The organism is Sebaldella termitidis ATCC 33386, assembly GCF_000024405.1.
GTDB lineage: Bacteria > Fusobacteriota > Fusobacteriia > Fusobacteriales > Leptotrichiaceae > Sebaldella > Sebaldella termitidis.
This window is the reverse complement of sequence record NC_013517.1, coordinates 3,063,681-3,086,303: the sequence shown is the minus strand read 5'-3', so window position 1 is coordinate 3,086,303 and position 22,623 is coordinate 3,063,681. Positions and strand designations below refer to the sequence as shown.

Genomic DNA, 22,623 nt, shown 5'->3' with positions numbered 1-22,623 from the left:
ATTGTATAGATGGATAAATAATTGGAGAAAATTATGTATGAGGATAATGAAATACAAGAATTTATAAATAAGCTGGATATTGTACAGGTAATAAGCGAATATGTGACTCTGAAAAAATCAGGAGCAAATTATAAAGGATTATCTCCATTTAAACCAGAAAGAACACCTTCATTTACAGTAAGTCCCGGAAAAAATATTTTTAAAGATTTCAGTTCGGGTATAGGCGGAGATGTAATAACATTTTATATGAAAATAAATAATTTAACTTTTGCGGAAGCTGTGGAAGAATTGGCTAATAAATATAATATTCAGTTCAACAGCAGATTTTCGGGAAAAAGCAGTAATAAGCAGAATTCACTGCAAAAATTTCATATGATATTACAAACAGCGCTGGAATTTTATTCAGAAAATATCTTTAAAAATAAGAAGGCCTTAAATTATTTGGAAAAAAGAGGCTTGAACGAAAACGATATCAAAAGATTTAAACTTGGGTATGCACCTGAAAACTGGGATAGTCTTCTGGAAAATTTCAAAAATAAAGACTATTCTAATGAAGACCTGATAGAATTAGGTTTGATAAAAAGAGCGAGCACAGGAAATTTTTTTGATGTATTTCGTGACAGGATTATATTTCCAATCTATAATAAAAATCAGAATATAGTAGGCTTTGGCGGCAGAGCCCTTGATGGTGAAAGTACTGCTAAGTACATAAATTCACAGGAATCAAAAGTATTTAATAAAAGCCGTGAAGTTTACGGTCTGGTAAGCAGAGGGGAAAAAATCAGAAAAAAAGGCTTTGTAATATTGATGGAAGGTTATATGGATGTACTTTCCGCACATAAAAATGATTTTGAAAATGCAGTAGCATCGTTAGGTACCGCATTTACAGACGAACAGGCAAAGTTGCTAAAAAGATACACAAATAATATTGTCATATCTTATGACAATGATGAAGCTGGTAAAAATGCATTATTCAGAGCTTCTTATATTCTGAAGAAACACGAATTTAATGTTAAGTGCCTTTTTTTCCCAAAAGGAATAAAGGATCCTGATGAATTTTTTCAATCAAATGACAAGAAAAAGTTTGTAGAACTGCTAAAAGAATCTGTGGACATATTTGAATATATGTTTTCGGAATTTTCTTATGATATTGATATAAAAACAGTAGAAGGAAAAAAAATATTCATAGACAGATTCAAAGAATTTTTTGCAAATCTTCAAAATCGTATTGAAATCGATATTTATCTGGATAAGTTAAGTGAAGAATTAGGGATAAGCAAACAAAATTTAGAGGCAGAAATCCTAAAAAGCAATACAGGGAAATATAAAAAAACAAAAACTAAAGAATTTAAAAAAGAGGAAATTTCGATAAAAAATAAATTGAATTATGATTTGCTGGAAGTATCTACTTTAAAGTTAATTTTAAAGTATCCTGAGTATTATAAGGAGTTTGCAGAGAAAGAGATAAAAAGTTTTATAATAATCGAAATTTTAAAAAAATTAAAAAAAATTGACTTTAATACAAAAATATTAGATAATTCAGAGATAGACGAAGAAGAAAAAAAATTAATTTTTAAATTTTCAAGAGAAGCAGATCTGGAAATAGAGAAAGAAGATGAATACTATAAAATATTGTATACAGATTGGTTTAACAGAGAGCTGGAAAAAGAGATACATAAAAAAGGCCAAAATTATTTCTATATGAAACAGATAGAGCATGAATTAAAAAATATTCACAGTTTGCAAGAGATCAAGGAATTATATAATAAATTTAAACTTTATGTCCGAGGAGAATCAGATCATGCCTGAAAAAAATATGAATTTAAAAGATAAATTGCTAGAGCTTGTAAAACAGGCTAAAGAAGACGGTGTAATAAGCTATGAGGAAATAAACGGAGTTATTCCGGAGGATTTTCCAGTAGAAAAAATAGATCAGTTAATTCGTGGAATAGAGGATAAGGGAATCAGTATAGTTGATACACTTGTTGAGAAAAAAGACTATATGGAAAGCAATTCGACAAAAAAATCTGCGAAAATTCCTGAAATAGAAGAAGAAGAGTTCAATGAGGAAGAAATTGATGAAACTGAAGTAAATGAGTTACTCCACACTGATCTAATAAAATTAGCCGAAATAATGGATGTAGATGAACCAATAAAGATGTATCTGAGAGAGATCGGGCAGATACCGCTTTTGACATATGAGGAGGAAATTGCCCTTGCACAGAAAGTTTTGGAAAATGATGAAGAGGCAAAGCAGAAGCTTATAGAATCTAATCTAAGATTAGTAGTAAGTATAGCAAAAAAGCATACAAACAGAGGTCTTAAAATGCTTGATTTGATCCAGGAAGGCAATATGGGCTTAATGAAGGCTGTAGAAAAATTTGAGTATGAAAAAGGATTTAAGTTTTCTACATATGCCACATGGTGGATAAGACAGGCTATTACAAGAGCAATTGCTGATCAGGGAAGAACTATAAGAATTCCGGTTCATATGATAGAAACAATAAATAAAATCAAAAAAGAAAGCAGAATAATACTTCAGGAAACAGGGAAAGAAGCTACAGCGGAAGAATTAGCAAAAAAACTGGAAATACCTGTGGATAAAGTAAAGAGTATACTTGAAATGAATCAGGATCCTATTTCACTGGAAACACCGGTAGGAAGCGAAGAAGACAGTGAGCTTGGGGATTTTGTAGAAGATGATAAATTTTTAAATCCTTATGATGCTACAACTAGGGTATTACTGAAGGAACAATTAGACGGAGTATTAAAAACACTGAGTGAACGTGAAGAAATGGTTTTAAGGTACAGATATGGTCTGGATGACGGTTCTCCTAAGACTCTTGAAGAAGTAGGGAAAATATTCAATGTCACAAGAGAGAGAATCAGACAGATTGAAGTAAAAGCATTAAGAAAGCTGAGACATCCGAGCAGAAGAAAAAAATTAGAAGATTACAGGAGCTGATTTCAATTTATATGAAATTAGCTTTTTTAAATATATGATGAAATAAACAAAGAAATAATTTAATAAACTATTAAAAATAATAATTTTATGTTATAATTTTATAAATAAAAACAATAGGATGTGATATATAATGTTAAAGAGCATAATGGAGACAATACGAAACAATGAAAATTATAATATGGAAGAGCTTTTTCAGGAGTATGATCTTTCTGACGAAGAGTTTGGCGCCATTGTAAACTTTTTATATACCGAAAATATTCCTGAAGTTAGAGTTTCTATTGAAAATAATGATTTTGTGGTAATAGACGAAGAAAATGCAGATATATCAGAAAAAGAAACAATAGAACTATACTTAGATGATATAAAGGAGCATAATATAAAGCAATTGAAAATAAGAGAAATTGATGAAACTGACAGAGATCAGCTTGTAAATAAACACTTGAAAATAGTGATTCGTGAAAGTCTTCAGTATGTAAAACTGGGATTTTCATTTCTTGATCTGGTACAGGAGGCAACAATAGGGGTAATAAACGGAATTGAAAAACTGAAAAATTCAGAAAGCGATATTGAGTTTTGGCTGAAAAATTTTGCAATAAAATATATTCTGGAATATCAGAAAAAAATATTAAAAGATTTTAAAGCATCAGAGCTGGCGTATATTCTGTATTTGAAAGTACAGCTGGAGCTGAATAACGGTCTGAGTCTGGAAGAAATATCAAAGCAAATGAATATAGAGCTGAATTATTTAAATGCTCTTCAGGAATTATTTACCAAAATGGATGATATGCCTGAAAATTCATACAGTATAGTGGAAAAAGTATCGCATTTGACAAGAAAATATGTATTAAGCAATATTCCTAAAAAATTAAATTATCTGGATGAGAGAATTCTAATGATGCATTATGGTTTAGATGATAAATTCTATAAAACAAAGGAAATATCAAAAATATTGAATATAGAGGAAAGCAATATAAATGTTCTTAGAGAAAAGGCCCTTACAAAGCTTGCTTTTAATCTGAATAAAGAGCAAATGGAGGAAAATATGGAATATCTGAATTAAAAGGGAGGATATTATGAAACTTGAAGATATAATGAATTTTCTGGAGAAAAAATATAATCCGGAGCTTGCTGAAAAATGGGACAATTCGGGACTCATAATTGGAAGAAAAGGAAGTAATGTTTCAGCTGTAATAATATGTCTTGATATTACTGATGATGTAATAGAACAAGCTATTGCTGCTAGAGCAGAGCTGATAATTTCACACCACCCGCTGATATTTTCTGAAATAAAAAGGATAACAAATGATACAGTGCTGGGAGAGAAAATTTTGAAGCTTGCAGAAAACAAAATAGCAGTGTATAGTATTCATACAAATGCGGATTCTGCTGCTCATGGTCTGAGTGATTATATATTGGAAAAGCTATCATTAGGCGGGAAAAAAAGTGTGTGGCTGAAAAATGAAAGCGATCCTGAAAGCGGACTGGGTCGTATTCTGGAGCTTAAAAAAGAGGATAATGTTTATAATATAAGCAAAGCAGTGAAAGAAAAATTAAATTTGAAAAATATAAGAATAGCGGGTAATGAAAATAAAAGAGTAAAAAGAATAGCAGTACTAACCGGAGCCGGCGGTTCTATGATCCCGGAAATAGATAATACTGTAGATTTATATATAACCGGGGATCTGAAGCACCATGAAACACTGGATGCTTTGGAAGCGGGGCTTACATTAATAGATATAGGTCATTATGAGAGTGAAAACATTTTTTCTGAACTGATAAAAAAAGATCTGGAAGAATTTTTTAACGGGAAAATAATTCAGGCAAAAGAAAATCAAGTATTTAAAATAATATAGAAGGAAAAAAATGAAGAGAATAATTTTATTTATAATAATAAGCATGAATCTGAGTGCCTTCGAGATAAAAGATAATATAGGAATATTTGATGAAAATTCAAAAAGAGAATTTGAAGAAAAAGTACGTAAAATAGAAAATAAAAGTAATTTGAATTTTATTTTTGAGTATGATTTCAGCAAGAAAGTGATAAGCTTAAAAGATAAGAAAAATACAGTGCTGCTTGAGATCATAAAGAAAGATAACAGGGAAACAGAGGTGAATTTTTATATTTCAAAAGATTTGGATATAAATAAGGAACTCTTGGATAAGGCGGTAAATGACAGAAAAGACCTTATAGAAAACGGAAAATACAGGGAATATTCATATGAAATTACTAAAGAAATAGGAGAGCATAATAAAAATAATTCTTTGATCATATATATAATTTCAATTATAACTTTTATTTTTTTACTTTTTAGTGTAAAATATATATATAAAGGCTTTAGGGCTAATCGCTTCCGTAAGGAAGAGGAAAGTCCGGACTTCACAGAGCAGGGAGACAGCTAATGGCTGCTGAGAGTAATCTTAAGGAAAGTGCCACAGAAAATAAACCGCCGTTTACGGTAAGGGTGAAAAGGTAGTGTAAGAGACTACCAGTGGTCTAAGAAATTTGACCAGCTAGGTAAACCCCTCCTGAAGCAAGAATAAATATAAGTCTAAAAAGGAGTTGCTCGCTCTGACTTTAGGGTAATTTGCTCGAGCTGACAGTTAATTGTCAGTCTAGATAAATGATTAGCAGAAACAAAATCCGGCTTATACTAAGGCCTTTATAAAAAATATAATAAGTGAGGTATGATGAAACTTGTAAAACCTTGTATTGAATATAAAAAAGAATATATAAATTTTGTAAAACAGATAAGGAGAAATAATGAAATAGAGAGTTCTTATACCTTTAAGTTATCTTTTTTAAAATTTAATTTTCAAAAGTTTTTAGATTATCTTGATTATATAAGTGAATATCCAAAGGGTGAAATTGTAATCCCAATGAAAAATTACTGGGCAATAGAAGATGAGAAGGTAGTAGGAAGAATCACTCTTCGAAAGGACTCCGGCGAGGATTTGTTTCGTTATATAGGAAATATAGGCTATATTATTGCTCCGGAAGAGAGAAGTAAGGGATATGCCACGAAAATGCTGGAACTTTTAAAGCCTGTAGCTAAAGAGCAGGGTCATAGAAAACTTCTGATAACATGTAATAAAAATAACATAAATTCTAAAAGAGTCATAGAAAAAAATGGCGGAGTGTTTCTAGACGAAATAAAATGGGAAGAAAAAAATATCAAAAATTTAAGATATGAAATTTATTTATAATAAAGGGAAGCAGACCCTAAAATGAGACTGTATCTATTACAGTGTCTCCGGGTCTGCTTCCTTTTTTGCCTTCTATAAGAATAAATTTTGCCTTATTATTATGTATAACTGTTCGTAGTTTTGAAATATTAAGTCTCTGGAAATATATTGCTTTTAGAACATCATTTAAACGTCCGGGAATAATTATAATATAAAAAGTACCGTGATTTTTAAGAAGTCTTTTTATATTTAAAATTAAGTTATCAAGAGTCATTTTTATCTCAAATTTTGCAATAGAGATTTCTTCACTTTGTGATAAAGAACCGGAATTTTCTCTGTAGTATGGAGGATTTGAAATAATATAGTCAAATTCAAAATCCGGGAAAAAATCATTAATATCAGTGTGATAGGGGATAATTTTATCAGAAAGGGAATTTAGATCTATATTTTTTTCTAAACAGTCAAAACTATTTTTTTGTATTTCTACAGCAGAGATTTCTGTTAAATTGGCATTACATAATAATAAGGGGAGGATACCGTTACCTGCCCCTATATCAAGAAGTGTTCCGCTTTTTTTTATGTTTTCCCGGCAGAAATCTGCAAGAAGAAGCGGATCATTAGTAATTTTAAATAAATTATTATTGACTATAATCTTTTGTCCGCTGCTTTCTAAAAATTCCATATATTCATTATTATTCAGAATCATTCTTCATCCTTAATTTCAGATAATTCTATATGCTGCTTTGCAATTTCCTTAAGTATTTTTTCTTTTTCTTCCCGGTTAAAAGTGATTTCCCTAATTTCAAATTTCATAACACCTTTTTCAGGAACATTTACAAATAAAAAATTATTAAGTACATTAGTGCTGACAACATGCCCTCTCCCTGCTGGAGTAACAACACTTTGTCCTACTTCAGGAAAAAATTTCTGTCTTTCAGCATATTGGTCATATTCAAAATTCAGACAGCACTTTAGTCTTCCGCAGATTCCTGACATTTTGGTAGGACTGACTGAAACGCTCTGATCTCTGGCCATTTTTATAGTAACAGAATCAAATTTATTAATAAATGCTTTGCAGCATAAAGGTTTTCCGCAAACTCCGCAATCACCGATAAGTTTTGCCTGATCACGAACGCCAATCTGTCGTAATTCTATTCTAAGTTTAAAAATACTGGCAAGTTCTTTTACAAGTTCTCTGAAATCTACACGATCTTCAGAAGCAAAATAAAATATCAATTTTTTTCTGTCAAATGTGAATTCAGTCTCAATAGATTTCATATTTAGATTAAATTTTTTAATTTTATTTTTTAAGACATAGCTGGCTTTTACAGCTTCAACTTTCAGGTCACTATATTTTTCCATATCTTTCTCAGTAGCAATTCTGACTACTTTTTTCAGAGGTACTGAAATAGTATCTGGTTTGATATATGATGCTTTGGTGTATACTTTTCCCATTTCCAGTCCTCTTGCAGTTTCTACTATGCAAAATTCACCCAAAACAGGATTAAGTGTATCATTTATTTCAAAGTCGTATCTTTTTTGCACTGCCTCAAAATACAAATTTATGACACGTATATCATTATTATGATCACCAATAAAGCTCTTTTCCATATTTTCCGAAAGCACTTAGGATTCTCCCTTCATCACTTGGTTTTATTTGATAAAACTCAACTCTTTTTTTGAATTCTTTATTTACTGCTTTTACAAGTTCCCTGAAATCAAGTCTTCCTTCAGCAGTAAAATAGAAGATTAATTTACTTTCATCAAAAGTATACTCTCCAATGACAAGATTCATTTCAGGAAGAATTTCTTTAACAATTTTTTTACAGATAAAATAGGCTTTATCAGCCTTTTGATCAAGAATTTCTAGTTTGTCAATTTCTTCGCTGGAAAGTTTCCTTTTTATTCCTCTTACTTTTAATTCATCGTCGTCACTTTCTATAGCATTATCATCATCGTTAATAATAATACCAATTTGATCACCTCTTGCAGTTTCTACAATTACAGTATCCCCTTTTTTATAATCATTATTATCATCAATTTTAAATAGATAAACTTTTTTAGTTTTTCTAAATTTAACATTTATTAATTTCATAGTATGCCTCCCTCTAAAAAACTGAAATAGCCGTTTGGACTGACTATTATGTGATCTAATAGTTTAATCTCCAGTTTTTCCAATAAATGCTTCAGCTTTGAAGTAATAAGAATATCGGATTCAGAAGGTTTCAGAGCGCCTGACGGGTGATTATGCACAAGTATAACCGACTTGGCATCATTCTCTAAAACTTTTTTGATAAATTCTCTGGGATGTACAGCACTTTTGTCAAGTGTTCCATAAAAAAGATTCTCATCTTTTATTAGTTCATTTTGTGTATTTAGAAAAAGAACTTTAAAAATCTCAATTTTTTTGGAACCGAGATTATATTTTAAGTATTGTATAAGCTTTTTATTATTGGATAATTTTATTCTTTGAACTGAAATATCATTGTATAACTTTTTTTCAATAATATCTCCAATCAGCCTAAACAGTACATATGTTCTTTCTGAAATATTTTTATTTGAAATAAATTCATTTTTATCTAAAGCAAAAAAATTACTTATATTTTTATACTTAAGCAGAAGCTGCTTTGCAATACTTTTACAGTCTTTTCTCAAAACTGTATATGTAAGCAGCAATTCAATTATTTCGTAATCCTGCAATCCGTTTATTCCCGATTTCAAATACCTTTTTCTCAGCCGTTCCCGATGACCTGAAACCATTTGCTTATCTATCATTTGATCCCCCCAGTTCAAATAATTAATTTGACATTTACATTATACCATAAAAATTCAATATAACAAGTAATAAATAATTCAATAATCGTAGAATAAGTGATCGATTTAAGCAACAGACAGTGAAAAAACTCTGATAAATATATATGAGTTTACTGCTGGAGAAAAAGTAAAAGAGAAAAAATTATAAAGTTTTTCTTTTTCTATTAATATTATAACTTTGAAAAGGTACGGAAATTATGAAAAGTAAACATAAAAAAACCGGCAAATTTATAGAAAATGCCGGTTAAATCTTTTGTAAAGCCTACTCTTTATAATTATCCTCCAATTTTTCAATACGTGAATTCAATGCTTTTAGTTCATTGACTATTTCACGCATTGATACTTTAAAGGTATCAAAAGTCTTCATATCTTTCCAGATAAAATAACTGAGTACAATTCCGATTATCCCAAAATCAGCTAACTTAGTGATTTCCATCTTATTCCCCCTTTAGACATCAGATTTTATTGGTTCGGTTTTCTTTTTCGATAAGAAGTTTTTTATGGTTAAAGATAAAATTAACAACCCATTTTGTAAAGCTTCTGGGAATTAATGATAAAAAAGAGTCTTTGAATAATTTTTGACTGTAAAGCCAATCAACAGCATATTCCAATTTACTGGAACCGGAAATCATACTGAGGCCCTCGGCTTTGAGTGCTGCGAGAACAGCCAGAGTTTCAAGCTTTTTATATTTAAACAGAAGAAAAACGCCTGCTAAGATAAGTACAATTATTACTAGATTTATTATATTAATCATAAATCCCCCTTTTATTATTTTATTAATGTAACCTGGTTTATATGGTATGAAGCTGGCAGAGCAGTATATCTTGTTCCGCTGAAAACCAGATCATTGTTATTCCTTTTAACTACAGCCAGAATAAAAGCTATTTGACCTTGCAGAATATTAGGAATTGCTATATTAAAGCCCGTAAAAAGCAGCCCGGCTGAAGGCACCATAATATCTACATTAAGTCCGTTTGTATGTGTAAAATTAATTATTAATGTATAATTTTTTGAATTTTCAGGCGGGAGAATATTTTCAAGAGTACAGCTGATAAAATCACCATTTGCAATTGCTTGTTTACCCTGCCAGAGAATTTCTCTTGTATTTTCTTCTTCCTGCTGTGCAGAACCGGAAGAAATCAATATGAATGAGTAATCTATAAATATAAACTGATAAATGCCTTTTGGCATATTATTAAGAGTTTCAAGTATTCCGTTATTATAAACTTTTACAGGATAAACACCATTTTCCATACCATTATCAGTGAATTTCAGCTGCAGCGGTTTTTCAAAAGTGGCATCAGTTTTCATAAGAAGAATTATCTTCATCCCCTGAAATACAGAAAACTCATTTATTCCTTCCAGTTCTATTTCCAGATTTGAATTTACTTCAGTGGTTTCTGCTTTTTCACATTTCAGATCGAATATTGTATTTTTTTGTAAAAGATTTATAAGGTTGGCATCAATATTTGTTCCGGGCTCTGTGATGAGCCCGGGATCAAATTCAAGATCATATGTATAATTATTTAATGTATCCGGTTCAGTAAGTTTTATTCTTTTTGGGAATTCCACTTTCCTGTTTTTAGCTAAAATTAATCTGTTCATTATTTTTCACCTTTTCTATTTACTTTATACCTTCTACTTTTAGATGAGTAATAGCAGTAAGTCCGTAATATGACTGTAAAACTAAATAATTGTTCTTTGTATTCACACTGACTGTAAAATCATCATATTCAAACGGGAGCAGATTAAAAAATCTCTGTTCATTATTTTCTAAAAGCTCTCTGGAAAACATATTTCCTCTTTTGTTAGTTCCCTGATAGAGGACAATATTAATAAAATTATATTTATCAGGAATATAGATTCCTGTTTCTGCAGTACCCATTTGATCCTGCGGCTGAAAGGCTACATCCTGATCATATAAAATCTCGCTTATACTGCCGTCGCCTGAAGAAGTATCAGAAATAAGAATGAAAGAGCCGTTTATATAAATCATTTGATATATCCCTACAGGAAGATTACTGACATTTTCAAGTGAGCCGTTATTATAGATTTTTAAAGGAATTTCAGTTGTTTCATCCTCGACATCTTTAAATTTCAGCTGTATAGGCTTATTAAAGCTGCTGGCTGTTTCTAAAACAAGAATTATCTTCATTCCCTGAAAAACTTTAAATTCAGTTATTCCATCAAGTTCAGATTCAAGATTTGAGTTTATTTCTGTTTCAGATACTGTATTACACTTTACATCTATAAAAGAGTTCTTTTGTAAAAGATTAACAAGATCAGCATCAATATTTGTTCCTGGTTCTGTGATAAGTCCCGGTTCGAATTCAAGGTCGTAGATGTAATTGTTTAATGTATCAGGTTCTACGAGCTTTATTCTTTTTGGAAATTCTACTTTCCTGTTTTTAGCTAAGATTATTTTATTCATTATTCACCGCCTTTTATTTAGTTCTTTTCCAGAAATATACTGTTATATACGGGCTTAAATTTGAAAAAGCCTGTCCGCTTCCTGTTGCTCCAGATGTTACGTTAAACCAGTGGTTATGCTGACCAGCCCAGTTTGTGGCCGGGGCAGAACCGTGGGTCCATAAATCAGTGGCATCAGTAGAATAATTAACAATTGTACCATTATATGCAGTATTACCGCCATTACCACCTGAATCTCCGGCTTTAGCTCGTAAAACAGAGAGACCATGTGCATGAGGCGGGACATAATGTGAATGATCATTAACAATATGATAGTGATTTCCCTGAGCATCTGTAGCTCCCTGAACATTGTGATTATGAGAAGGTAAGTTTCCTACTCCTAAAGTAGTAGTCTGAGTTCCCCCTATCTTTTCACCGGCATTAAAACTGACATCATTAGTATCAACACCAACTAAAGTTCTTCCTTTGGCATATCGCTCCCAAGTTCCGCCAAATGTTACATTTGGATCAAAATCTTTGTTAACAGTAGTGTAAATAGTACCAACAGGAAAAATTTTTGTAAAAAATCTGCTGAATTTACTGTCAATATAATCAATAATATTAGAATAAGAGCTGATTCCCTTTGTGGTTTCAGTAGCGTCAGGAACCTCTGTTTTTACAAGGTTTTTAATAGTTTTAATATTTATAAGTCCAAATGCTTCTTCTTGTGCAAGCAGTGAAGCACTTTCCACAACAAATTTATTTTCTCTGTAAACAGCATTGTATGAATGATTTTTTACAAGCTCATTTTTAGCAAGGTAAATAAGCTCCTGTCCGTTTCTTCTGACAAGCTCGTAAAGATTTCCGTTAAGCTTTATAAAGGGTCTTTCCTTTACATTAGTCACATCGACTTTAAATTTTATATTTAAATTTTCAAAAATTCCAAATTCTTTGATACCGTCAAATCCTGTGATATTATAAAATTCAGTATCATTAACAATATCATGCTCAGAGTTGACAACAAAGCATCCGTTTTTTTGAATATTATTCATAATTGTTTCATCAAGAGTAGTACCGATCTGTTCGGCATACTTTTCGCCAAGCCAGTCAATTTTACTGGCATCAGCTTCTATAGCAGAAGCATTAGTTATTTTGTAAGTTCTCAGGTTTTCACCTTTCCAGTCCTGAACTTTTTTAATAAACGCCATCTATTCCCTCCATTCCTGAGTCATATCCAGATTCTGTAAGATTTGTTTCATTATGTTTTATTTCCAGAAGTTTATCCACAAAAATTTCTTCATTTTCAATTCTGAACATATCGCAGCCACATATAGTAGCACCGCAGACAAAATGTTCCCTGAATATTCTGTGTTTAAATTCAAAGTTAAAATTAACACCATCAGCTTTTATATTTAGTAAGACCTTTTCGATAAGATGTTTGTATTCTTTTTCCTTATTTTTATTGATAATAATATGAATAAGTCCATTTTGTTTTTTATAAACATAAAGATCTTCCTCATCAATTATATAAAATAAAAATTTCATCAGAACTTCGGAAGTGGCATTTTTACTAACCATAAGCCAATACTGCAGAATATTTATTCTGTATATGTCATCATTTTCTCCTGATTCTCTGTAGACACCAAATATATTACCAAGACGGTCAAGCCAGATTCCGTTGGCCTTGCTGACATCCAGCATTGAAGCAAGCTCATAAACTGCCTGATTTAGATTTTTGATTTCTTCCAGTACAGAACTTATCAAAAATTCATTATTGCTTCCGATATCAATATTATACATATGCGGGAATCTTTCCAGCACTTCGTTTAATTTGTCGTCTCTATACATAAACTACCTCGATATCACTTCTGCTTAGCTTATATTTCTGGGTTTCAATAATATCGAATTTATGCTCAAGATCATATAGCTGATAATCTGCATTTGGATTTTCAGAATTATCTAAAACGTATACTTTTGCATATCTGATTTCATCTATTCCATTAACTTCAGAATGCAGTTCATTATATGTCATAGGTTCTCCAAGACCAAGAGAATCACAGTATTTTATTAGTTCGTCCTGAATTGGCTTTGTCCATCTGCTGTCTTTTTCACCATTTACATCAAGAACTTCAACTTTTATTTTCAGAGATTTGAATTTCAGAATATTGTAAGTAATAGCAGTTTTTATTTTTTTTGTGATAAGAAATTCTTCTGTGTGGTAATCCAGAGCAGGATCAGCAATTGTATTTATTCCCGCAGCAAGAGTATCCAAAATTGCTTTGGCTATTTTTCTGTCGGGTGTTCCGTCTACAATTATTTTTGTGGTTCCGTTAGCAGTAGCAGGAGTAGTTTTAGGATCCAGAATAATTACATCGCTGACTACATCAAGATCTAAAAGAGCAGTTTTAATTGCATCATATGTGGCGGTAGCACTTTTATTTTTGGCGTTTTTAAGTCTGTATCTGAAATCTGAATCACTTTCCAAACCTTCTCCGTTTGTGAAGGCATACGGGTTATAAATATTTGAAACATTGAATCCTGTTATTTTATTTATTGCTCTTTCAGGAATATTGTATTCAGTTCCTGTATCAACAGCCATAACGTAAATTTCATTATTAACTGAATTGAGAATAGTGGTTTCCATTACTTTATATTCCAATGTTCCTGCAGTAACAACAGTATCTTTAGGGATAACAAGTTCTACATCTGTTTCAATAATAATAAGACCATTTGCATTTTTACCTGTATATCTTGGTTCTACAGGTAAAAGTTTTTGCAGATAATCTAAAAAAATTCCTTTAGCTCCATCAATATTAAACATATTGGACAACTCTAATATTTCTTCATCTAAAGCAGAGATTTCATATGTAAGAGATTCATTATGAATACCTTCAGGAGTATTAAAATCAAATTGAAACTGATCGTCTTCGAGTCGGGCTTTCCAACGCTTTTCTATATTAGCTAAATGTTCTGAAAATGTTTCTTTTTTGTATCCAATAGGAGTGAGTATTCCCATTTAAATTTCCCTCCTTTTAAATTTTTATTATTCCATTCTTGTTAGTAGCAATAGAAATTTTAATATTATAGTTTCCATTATTTGAAAAATCTGTTGTATAATCTAAAATTTTACTTACATCCTTGTCAGAATTTATATAGTTTTTTATTTGTGAATCAAGTACAAGTTCAGTCAGTTTTTTTCCAATATTTCCTTCTAAATTTTCTGTTCCAAACCAATTTACTCCTTCGCTTTCATGAAGAAACCATTCTTTATAATTAAGAGAAATTTTATTTTGTAATCTTTGTGCAATGGTTTCCTCAGGTTCAGTTAATATAATATTTTTTTTGATTTTTATATCACCTGTATTGTCCATTAACCAATTTTCATTACTTTTCATTATTTTGGACCTCCTGTATTTTCAGAGCCTGATGTCACATTTGTATGAATATGATTTATTAGGCTGACGTTATTACTTTGTACATCAGTATTCGATTCCAGTAATCCACCGTATTTTCCTTTTTCAGTTACTTCTAGACTTCCAATTATTTTAGTATCTCCTTGTATTTCTATATTACCAGCAGAAGTGATTCGAATATAATTTCCTGTATTTTTATGTAGGATAGATATATCATTTGGAAATGAATCCTTGTATTGAGAAGTAATATTACCCAAAATAATTGCATCATTGTGTGAGTATTTATCTTTTGATAAAGGTTCAGTTTGATCAGTTTCATCAATTATTCCTTCCAGAGAGTGCTGACAAAATCCAACAACAATTAAATCACCGGATTCATAAGGAGCATTAATAAAAAAATTAGAAGAATTAAAAATAGGAAGAATAGGAACCATATAAATAGGGCCTTCTTCAATAAATTGACCCCTAAATTCAGATTTGGCAGTTAGCTGAATATTAGCTTCTAATTTCTGATTATCTACTTCAATTATTCTTGCTAAAGCAATTGTATTGATATTATTTAATGTTTCATAAAAATCTTTTTGTTTTTTTTGAAAAATATAATCTAAACTTTTTCTCATATAAATCTCCTAAATTTCAATTTTAATTTCTTTTGGATAATTTTCATTTTTTTCTTTAGTCTGTATACTTTTTAAACTATCTTCAAGTTCTATTTTGGAAGTAAAAGAATTATTTAGAGCACTAAGGTCATGTTCAACTCTTATTATTTTGTATATTCCTTCTAAAGATTTTTTAAATCGATTTCCTTCATATTTAATACTTAAATTATAATTTGGCTCCATTCTATGATCAAAAATCATGTCAATAGAATACCCGGTATCAGTCTCTGTAATATTTTTTACTTTTTCAATATCACAGATTAATTCATCAAGTACAGGTTCTTTATTATCCAAAAAAAATATTTTTCTTCTGCTTATAAATGCATGACTGTTTGTGTCTCTGGCTATACTTTGTATTATTTGTTTCAATGTTCCGTTGTAAGTTCTGGCCCTTGTATATATGAGATCTATTCCTAGCTTTTGGATTTCAAATTCTAATTTACTATGTTCGGAAATACGTTTTAAAACTTCACTGGCTTTTACTTGTGTTTTTTTTATAGAAATTATATATTTTAGTTTTTGAAATTCATCATTAGCCTCACTACATTGAATTTGAGTTCTCGAAGTCACTCCATCTGAAGATTCAGATACATTTTCTATAATTCCATTATAAATTACTCCTTGAGTTTCTGGAAGATCAAGATATCCTGCAGTAATTGTAACAGGTGTATTCTCAAGCAATTCGTTTTTTATTTTTAATGGAAGATTATAAATAGTAATAGAAGCTTTGTTTGAATAAATAGCATGGTCATCTTTTTCGATATTAGTACTTAGACTAACTTTTGTTTCTATATCTATGAAACTAGTATCAAGTTCAAACTCATAAGTTTCTTCACCGTCCATTAAAGTAAATATGAGCTTGATATATCTGTTAAAATGATATTCTTTTTTATTCATTTGAATTTCCTACTATAAATATTTCTTGTGTTATACCAGCAACAGATTTGTTGAATTCCTTGTTAATTCCATTTATGTTAGACGGTAAAGCAGTGAGAAGTAAATTTGGAAAGTTTTTATAATGGATTTTTATAATTTCAAATAAATCAATCCATGTATTTAAAACTTGCCCTAAAAGTAAAGGTGTAGTGCTGTCATAAATATCAACATACCAATTATTTCTTATACAATAAAGGGATAATTTAATAATTTTATTGTTAGTTCCATCATTTAAAAGTATTCTTATATTATTTTCTTTTAGTGTATTATACTCTAAAGATATTTTGGATAACATTATTTACACCTCCTTCTAATTTCTTATATACAGATGATTTTTGAATTTCTTCTTTTAGGTTAGCAGGTATTTCAAATTTAGTAAGATTTTTATTCTGGAAAAATTCCTCTTTATTGAGAGTATTTGTAGTTAGTTTATCTGAATAATCATTGAGTGTTTTATATATTTTGACTTCTTTTAATTGTAAGGAAATCTTTTGAAAATATCTACTTTTACTATTGTTGGAAAAATTTAAACTTGTTATAGCCAGTGGAAAATAATATTCATTTGTTCCAGCATAATAAAGTGGAATAACTGCACTTGAAGCAGATTCTTCCCTGATTAAAGTTTGTAATTTTTTTATTTCTTCTAAATATTCTTCACCATAACATAATATCTGTAAATTTATAGAAAATGCTTCATTATTAATATGATCAGCAATTTCTTTGTTATAAATCATTTTATTATTACTTATATTGTTATTATTAGAATACTGAAATTCAATGATAGAAACAGGAATATTACCTAACATTCCATTGGGTTCTCTGAATGTAGAGTTTTCTTTCTTTTGTGATTTTGTTAATTTTTGTTCCCAACTTTTCATATCAATTCCCAGATTTTCCATAATCCATTCATTTAGTAAACTCATTCTTCCTCCTAACTCAAATGAAGTGTGGTTAATTTTTCTATAATATAGTCAAAATCATATTTATTTGCTATATTTCCAATATTTAAAGTTATGTTATTTTGTGGTTTTGTTTGTTCATCTGGATTTTTGAACAAATTATCATTAGTAATATTGTTTTTAATAATTTGAGAAGTATCTAAAATCCCATTATTCAATTCATTTATATTGCCCGAATCTAATAAAGAGCTTCCACTTTCTGGAATTTGCAGATTGCCTTTCAATAATTTTATTTTTTCAATAATCTCAAGCATTTTCGATAAAGTGTTCAAAAGTTTGTCCATACTTTCTGAATTTATTGCATTTATATTTTTCTGCATAGTTTTTAGAAAATTTACTTCTTCTTTAGCTTCGCTGCCAAATCCCAAAAAAGTAGCAAGTGTTTTTAATATGCCGTCTTTAGAGAAAAAATTATCAGTATTGGTTAGGGAAGCTATAGTATCTTTAATCTCTTTAATTTTACTGACTACTTCCAATAATTTATTAAGTTTTCCAGTAAATAATTCAACATCATTAAAACTGATTTTTTTAAATGCTCCTTCCATTAACTTTAACATTCCTTGAATAGCAGTTATTCCAATAATATCAACAGTAGTTTCGGCAGTTTCAGCTGCAAAGCCAAAAGTTTTTGTACCTTTAAACATACCGTCTGAATCTGTCATACTTTCAATATAGTTTTTGATTGTCATTATTGAAGAGAGCAAGGTTTTGAGTTTTTCTAATTCAGCGGTAACACTTTCGAGGTTTGTCAATTTATTATTTTGAAATTGCTCACTCATAAGATCAACTAATTTTTGTATTGCAATTAATCCAAGTATGTCAACACCAGCTTCAATAGAATCAGGAACAAAGCCAAAAATTGTACTCGCTTTAAAAATTCCGTTAGACTGTGTCATATCTTCAATGTATTCTTTAACTTCCCTTATGGATTTTAGAACTTTTTTTAGTCTGTTTAAATCTGTAATAAGTCTATTCATATTCTGAGATTTTATTTTTCTGAATTGTCCACTCATCCAATCAATTAATTTCTGGATAAATGTAAGAGCTCCGATTTCAACTGTAAGTTCAAGTGAGGCAGGAATAAAACCGAGAATTTTACTTAAATTAAAAACTCCGTTAGACTCAGTCATATCTTCAATAAATTCTTTAACTTCTCTTATAGTCACTAAAACTTCTTTCATTTTGTTCAAATCAACAATAAGCTGGTCCATCTTTTTAGAATCTATTTTTGAGAATGCTCCAGCCATTAATTCTATGATTTCCTGTAAAAAAATAATAGATCCGATATCAACAGTAAGTTCAAGAGAAGCAGGAACAAATCCAAGAATTTTACTTAAGTTAAAAACACCATTAGAAGTAGTCATACCTTTTACAGTATTTTTTACTTCTTCAATTGCTTTTAAAACCTCAGTTAATTTTTTTAATGCAGCTATAAGATTGTCATATTTAACCATATCCATTTTTTTCATATAACTTCGTAAAGCCCTTAAAATCATATCAATTAAAATAACTTCTATGGAGTCTTTTAAAACAATGAAAAGATTTTTTAATGAATCAAAGGCATTATCTTTAAAAAAGGAGTTACTGTCAATACTCATACTTTTGATTTTATTTCTTACAGCTTCAATAGCATCTAATACTTCAATGAGTTTTTCCAATGAAGCAATAAGAGTATCATATTCAGCCATATTTGCTGTTTCTAGATATTTTCTCAATAATCTTAAGATAACCTCAACTATTCCAATTTCCAAAGCATCTTTTAAAACAATAAAAATATCTTTTAAAGAATCAAATATATTATCTTTGAAAAAATTACCATTATCCATACTCATACTTTTTATCTTATTTTTTACTTCTTCAATAGCTTCAAATACCTCAATTATTTTTCTTAATGCATCCATTAAATCATCTAATTCAGAAAGATCTAAACTTTTGAAACTATTTTTAAGTATTTCAATTATTTTTTCTATTGCAAGCATCTCTAAAGTATCTTTGGCAACCAGAAAAATATTCATTAAGGAATCAAATATATTATCTTTATAAAAATTACCATTATCTTTGCTTGTACTCTTTATTTTATTTTTTACCTCTTCAAATGCATCAAATACTTCCAGCATTTTTTCTAAAACTAAAATAACATGATCTAGATTAGAAATTTCAATATTTTTGTAACTATTTTCCAATAGTTTTATTATTTTAGCAATAGCAGAAGCATTAAGTGCTAAAATTCCAAATTGTGCGGTGGTTTTCAAGGTATTTTTAACATCTTTTGTATTTAAAATTTCAAGAAGTTTTTCAGCAGTAGTCTCAAGATGCTTAATGTTATTTTCAATATCTTTAATAACTTTTTCTAGTGCAGCAGAATCGATCAGAGAATCCAGATTTATAAACGTTTTATCTATACTCATATTTAACCCCTTTATCATTATTTGAAACTTTTTACAAAGCCGGTTATATACTGATTTGCTATGAATTGATTATCAATTTTATTTTCTTTAAGATATCTCGAATAGGAGATTTGTTTTAAAAAAATATCAAATTCATAATCAGATATTTCACCGTTTTTATAACGGGATAAAAATTTTAATGAATTGAAAGAGGGGAAAAAACCCTCTATTTCCAATTCAAAAGCTAAAGTTTCTATAAAGTTAATATCTTTAATTATAAGTTCACTATTTAATTTTGAACTATCTTTCAGATATGTCTTGTATAAATTTTCTGGGATTTCTTAATAATCCTATTAAGAAACCACCAAACCCTTCTATCTGATCCTGATAAAATTCATCAATATCAAATTTATTAATAAAAAGATTGTTTTTGATAAGTAAATCAACAGATTTTGTAAGGTCTAGAAATAAACGTCCGTCGCTGGAAATGCCGTATTCGGATAGTTCGATAATTAGTTTTGTAGCAGGAAATTTAAATGATATTTCTCGTAATCTTTCATCTAAATCTATCATAAAATAATTTATTCTGTCACCTTGTTTTATTTTTGTTTCATTTTTTAATCTCAAGGCTTCTTGTAGATTTTTTTCTTTAGCTAACAATTCTAAATTTACAGGTTCTTCTGTTGGTTGAATTAAAGAATCAATTATCCCACTGTCATTTTTTATTTCCTGAAGGTAATCTTCCTGTATTTTTTTTATTTCATTATCTTTATCAAAATTATTAGCTTTCAAATTTCTTTTTTCCATTTTTTCCCCTCTCAAATTTTATTTTTTATACATATATAATAGTTCTATTCTCAGCCTTAAACTCCCAAACTTTAGCATCTAAGGCTCCGTCTTTTTTGTGAACTATAGTAGAAGGTTTAGTTATAATAGCTCCTGGATATGTTATAACTGATCCGTTATTATTATCTTTTACAACTATAGTTAAATCATAAGTTGGTTTCAAAGCTGCCACTTTTTGATAAAAAGTATTTAAAGTTTTTTCTTCTTCAGTACCATAACCTAGACCTAAAGTCAGAGTGTATTCATTGTTATTATTAGAAATATTTATTGTTTGTCCGCAGCTTAAAGCTACGGATTGTATTGCTTCTTCTTTTTTCTCATCTTTGAAGCCCTCCTCATGAAGGCATTCAAATTTTAATACCCCGCCAGGTAAATCATCTGATATCATAGTTATATGCACATTCTGCCAGTTATAATTAATCATTATTTGTTACCTCCTAATACAAGTTCCCCGGTTTGTGAAATATATCCGGCTACATCAACATGTCTTACTCCATCTAATAAAGTATGGAAATATCTGAATTTGAAATCAGAATTTCTGATATCTTCTTCAGATGGAAATTGTAATTCTACTTTACCTAACAAATAGTTAACGGTATTTCCATCTGAATCTGTTTTACTTTCAATAGCAAAAGGATCTCCATTGACAGATTTTGCAATTCCCATATTCTTAGCAGTAAAAACAACCCCTTTTATTACAGCTTCTATCATTTCAAAACCGCTTTGGTTAACAGGAATCTTATCAATTTCTATCTGCAGTCTTGTAAGTCTTTCTTTTAATGTCCACAATTCCCATAATTTATAAAGATGCAGTTCTACAGGCTCGCCGTTATTGGCAAGTCCGTTCTGTATATGGAATTTTCCTCTTATAGGATTGGAGATAAAATTTAGACCGGCATTTTTCATAGTAACCTGTTCAGTTTTAGTAAAATCTGGTTGTCTAACACCTCTTACCTCAGTAGAGTGAACAATATATGATCCTAAATCTCTGTTTCTCATTCTTGCCCATGTAATAGCATCCACATTATCAATATTTTCATCATTATCAGCTATAAAAGTAGTTATATTTGCAGCGGCATAAGCAGCTCTGAATGCTTCTATATCTGTCAAAGTATTATTTACTTTATCAAGCTGAACAAAAAGGTGCTTTGAATCAACTAACGGCTTAAAAGCAGCAGCCCATTTTTTAGCATTTTCCAGATTAACTACATCAAGTATAAGAATAGAGTAGTTTAATGCAGCCGGTTCATTTTCATACTTTTCCATAATTCTTTCAGGTGTGAGATTAACAGCATCAGCAGATACATCTACACCATAAACTATAATTGTGTCTATCCCTCCCTGAGCCAGAGCGTCAGCCACTTTCTTATACATAACATCAGAAGCGGCAAAACCTAATTCCAGTAAATCAGCGGCTTCAGTAATGATAGTAGGCTCCACGTCTTTTACAGTGGATAAAAACAGAGCATCTCTAGGATCCTGTACGTAACTCTTTGAGTATTTTGTCTCAACTTTTACAGTATTTAAAAAGTTTAAAGTAGGCTTATATATTGCCATTTGTATATTCCCCCTCGTAAATAAAATTAAATGTTAAAATCTGTTTGAACCATTTTTGATCGTTCTCAATAAAATTGGAATTCTGAATAGGAGTGATATTTTTTATATTCTTTTCCAGTTTATTATGGGAATTTGAAAATCTTTTGGTGATTTCTCTGTCATTTGAAATGTAGAGCATAAGATCACCAAGGTTCACTGACTCGTCTCTGGTCTGAAGAGTGACAGAAGATTCAAAAACCAGATTGCATATAGATTTGTCATTACTTAAATAATTAACAAAACCTTCATATGCTTTGGAGAGTCTTACAGAATACAGAATAATTGAATCATTATTCTGTATATCTGATTTGTTGGTGAAGTCATCATCATAAATATGTATGTCGGTAATATTGACATTTTCCAGAATAAGTGCTCTGGCTTCACCTTTCAGTAACTTTGTAATATCAAAAGTATTCAATGCTTTTCTCCTTTCAAAAATTAGAGAATTCAGCTTT

At 29.9% G+C, this 22,623-nt stretch carries 26 protein-coding genes and 1 other RNA gene; 6 read left to right on the top strand and 21 right to left on the bottom strand.

The genetic code is table 11. The features are described 5' to 3' along the window. The first annotated feature begins 33 nt into the window (after positions 1 to 33). The 6 genes from dnaG (at position 34) to STERM_RS21380 (ending at position 6,169) form a co-directional block, all read left to right on the top strand. On the top strand, positions 34 to 1,809 hold the full coding sequence (dnaG, locus tag STERM_RS14465; protein WP_012862369.1) for a DNA primase: 1,776 nt from the start codon (positions 34 to 36) through the stop codon (positions 1,807 to 1,809). Further along, positions 1,802 to 2,965 (top strand): RNA polymerase sigma factor RpoD, encoded by a 1,164-nt coding sequence (gene rpoD, locus STERM_RS14460; RefSeq protein ID WP_012862368.1) that lies wholly within the window; start codon positions 1,802 to 1,804, stop codon positions 2,963 to 2,965. Before dnaG ends, rpoD begins: the two co-directional genes overlap by 8 nt. 130 nt (positions 2,966 to 3,095) lie before the next feature. Continuing rightward, a complete protein-coding gene (locus STERM_RS14455; protein ID WP_012862367.1) occupies positions 3,096 to 4,025 on the top strand; it encodes a sigma-70 family RNA polymerase sigma factor in 930 nt (309 codons plus the stop codon). Between the two features lie 13 nt (positions 4,026 to 4,038). Then, positions 4,039 to 4,818: a Nif3-like dinuclear metal center hexameric protein gene (locus tag STERM_RS14450; RefSeq protein WP_012862366.1), complete on the top strand. Its 780-nt coding sequence runs from the start codon at positions 4,039 to 4,041 to the stop codon at positions 4,816 to 4,818. 476 nt (positions 4,819 to 5,294) lie between these two features. Further along, positions 5,295 to 5,630: RNase P RNA component class A (gene rnpB, locus STERM_RS21480), an RNA gene on the top strand. Between the two features lie 23 nt (positions 5,631 to 5,653). Next, the gene (locus tag STERM_RS21380; RefSeq protein WP_012862365.1) at positions 5,654 to 6,169 is read left to right on the top strand and encodes a GNAT family N-acetyltransferase; all 516 of its coding nucleotides are present in this window, start codon (positions 5,654 to 5,656) and stop codon (positions 6,167 to 6,169) included. Positions 6,170 to 6,185: 16 nt separating this feature from the next. Here the strand turns inward: STERM_RS21380 and STERM_RS14435 are convergent, their stop codons facing one another. The 21 genes from STERM_RS14435 to STERM_RS14340 all read right to left on the bottom strand — a co-directional run bounded on the left by STERM_RS14435 (position 6,186) and on the right by STERM_RS14340 (position 22,586). Further along, positions 6,186 to 6,854 (bottom strand): tRNA1(Val) (adenine(37)-N6)-methyltransferase, encoded by a 669-nt coding sequence (locus STERM_RS14435; RefSeq protein WP_012862364.1) that lies wholly within the window; start codon positions 6,852 to 6,854, stop codon positions 6,186 to 6,188. Next, positions 6,851 to 7,759, bottom strand: a complete 909-nt coding sequence (locus STERM_RS14430; RefSeq protein WP_012862363.1) for a PSP1 domain-containing protein — start codon at positions 7,757 to 7,759, stop codon at positions 6,851 to 6,853. The genes STERM_RS14435 and STERM_RS14430 overlap by 4 nt, the downstream gene beginning before the upstream one ends. Continuing rightward, positions 7,737 to 8,243: a PSP1 family protein gene (gene ricT, locus STERM_RS14425; protein WP_012862362.1), complete on the bottom strand. Its 507-nt coding sequence runs from the start codon at positions 8,241 to 8,243 to the stop codon at positions 7,737 to 7,739. Before ricT ends, STERM_RS14430 begins: the two co-directional genes overlap by 23 nt. After that, positions 8,240 to 8,923 (bottom strand): RadC family protein, encoded by a 684-nt coding sequence (gene radC, locus STERM_RS14420; protein ID WP_012862361.1) that lies wholly within the window; start codon positions 8,921 to 8,923, stop codon positions 8,240 to 8,242. The genes ricT and radC overlap by 4 nt, the downstream gene beginning before the upstream one ends. 301 nt (positions 8,924 to 9,224) lie before the next feature. Continuing rightward, on the bottom strand, positions 9,225 to 9,398 hold the full coding sequence (locus STERM_RS22275; protein ID WP_012862360.1) for a hypothetical protein: 174 nt from the start codon (positions 9,396 to 9,398) through the stop codon (positions 9,225 to 9,227). 19 nt (positions 9,399 to 9,417) lie between these two features. Then, a complete protein-coding gene (locus STERM_RS14415; RefSeq protein WP_012862359.1) occupies positions 9,418 to 9,717 on the bottom strand; it encodes a hypothetical protein in 300 nt (99 codons plus the stop codon). Positions 9,718 to 9,731: 14 nt separating this feature from the next. After that, entirely contained in the window at positions 9,732 to 10,568 is an 837-nt protein-coding gene (locus tag STERM_RS14410; protein WP_012862358.1) for a hypothetical protein, read from the bottom strand. Between the two features lie 19 nt (positions 10,569 to 10,587). Further along, positions 10,588 to 11,394 (bottom strand): hypothetical protein, encoded by an 807-nt coding sequence (locus tag STERM_RS14405; protein ID WP_012862357.1) that lies wholly within the window; start codon positions 11,392 to 11,394, stop codon positions 10,588 to 10,590. A 13-nt stretch (positions 11,395 to 11,407) separates the two neighbouring features. Continuing rightward, on the bottom strand, positions 11,408 to 12,580 hold the full coding sequence (locus STERM_RS14400) for a phage baseplate protein (protein ID WP_012862356.1): 1,173 nt from the start codon (positions 12,578 to 12,580) through the stop codon (positions 11,408 to 11,410). After that, positions 12,567 to 13,220, bottom strand: coding sequence for a hypothetical protein (locus STERM_RS14395; protein ID WP_012862355.1), 654 nt, complete (start codon positions 13,218 to 13,220; stop codon positions 12,567 to 12,569). Before STERM_RS14395 ends, STERM_RS14400 begins: the two co-directional genes overlap by 14 nt. Continuing rightward, positions 13,213 to 14,388, bottom strand: a complete 1,176-nt coding sequence (locus STERM_RS14390) for a baseplate J/gp47 family protein (protein ID WP_012862354.1) — start codon at positions 14,386 to 14,388, stop codon at positions 13,213 to 13,215. The genes STERM_RS14395 and STERM_RS14390 overlap by 8 nt, the downstream gene beginning before the upstream one ends. Before the next feature lie 16 nt (positions 14,389 to 14,404). Then, entirely contained in the window at positions 14,405 to 14,767 is a 363-nt protein-coding gene (locus STERM_RS14385) for a contractile injection system sheath initiator (RefSeq protein WP_012862353.1), read from the bottom strand. Next, the gene (locus STERM_RS21375; protein WP_012862352.1) at positions 14,767 to 15,405 is read right to left on the bottom strand and encodes a Gp138 family membrane-puncturing spike protein; all 639 of its coding nucleotides are present in this window, start codon (positions 15,403 to 15,405) and stop codon (positions 14,767 to 14,769) included. The genes STERM_RS14385 and STERM_RS21375 overlap by 1 nt, the downstream gene beginning before the upstream one ends. 9 nt (positions 15,406 to 15,414) lie before the next feature. Then, positions 15,415 to 16,341, bottom strand: a complete 927-nt coding sequence (locus STERM_RS14375) for a baseplate hub protein (RefSeq protein ID WP_012862351.1) — start codon at positions 16,339 to 16,341, stop codon at positions 15,415 to 15,417. Further along, positions 16,334 to 16,675, bottom strand: a complete 342-nt coding sequence (locus STERM_RS14370) for a hypothetical protein (protein ID WP_012862350.1) — start codon at positions 16,673 to 16,675, stop codon at positions 16,334 to 16,336. Before STERM_RS14370 ends, STERM_RS14375 begins: the two co-directional genes overlap by 8 nt. Continuing rightward, positions 16,647 to 17,303 carry a phage baseplate protein gene (locus STERM_RS14365; protein WP_012862349.1) on the bottom strand — a complete coding sequence of 219 codons (657 nt, stop codon included), beginning with the start codon at positions 17,301 to 17,303 and terminating at the stop codon, positions 16,647 to 16,649. Before STERM_RS14365 ends, STERM_RS14370 begins: the two co-directional genes overlap by 29 nt. Positions 17,304 to 17,311: 8 nt before the next feature. Then, positions 17,312 to 19,747 (bottom strand): hypothetical protein, encoded by a 2,436-nt coding sequence (locus STERM_RS14360; RefSeq protein WP_012862348.1) that lies wholly within the window; start codon positions 19,745 to 19,747, stop codon positions 17,312 to 17,314. A 279-nt stretch (positions 19,748 to 20,026) separates the two neighbouring features. Then, on the bottom strand, positions 20,027 to 20,533 hold the full coding sequence (locus STERM_RS14355) for a hypothetical protein (RefSeq protein WP_012862347.1): 507 nt from the start codon (positions 20,531 to 20,533) through the stop codon (positions 20,027 to 20,029). A gap of 25 nt (positions 20,534 to 20,558) precedes the next feature. Then, on the bottom strand, positions 20,559 to 20,996 hold the full coding sequence (locus tag STERM_RS14350; protein ID WP_012862346.1) for a hypothetical protein: 438 nt from the start codon (positions 20,994 to 20,996) through the stop codon (positions 20,559 to 20,561). Next, positions 20,996 to 22,129 carry a hypothetical protein gene (locus tag STERM_RS14345; protein ID WP_012862345.1) on the bottom strand — a complete coding sequence of 378 codons (1,134 nt, stop codon included), beginning with the start codon at positions 22,127 to 22,129 and terminating at the stop codon, positions 20,996 to 20,998. The genes STERM_RS14350 and STERM_RS14345 overlap by 1 nt, the downstream gene beginning before the upstream one ends. Next, positions 22,116 to 22,586: a hypothetical protein gene (locus STERM_RS14340; RefSeq protein ID WP_012862344.1), complete on the bottom strand. Its 471-nt coding sequence runs from the start codon at positions 22,584 to 22,586 to the stop codon at positions 22,116 to 22,118. The genes STERM_RS14345 and STERM_RS14340 overlap by 14 nt, the downstream gene beginning before the upstream one ends. Positions 22,587 to 22,623 lie beyond the last annotated feature (37 nt).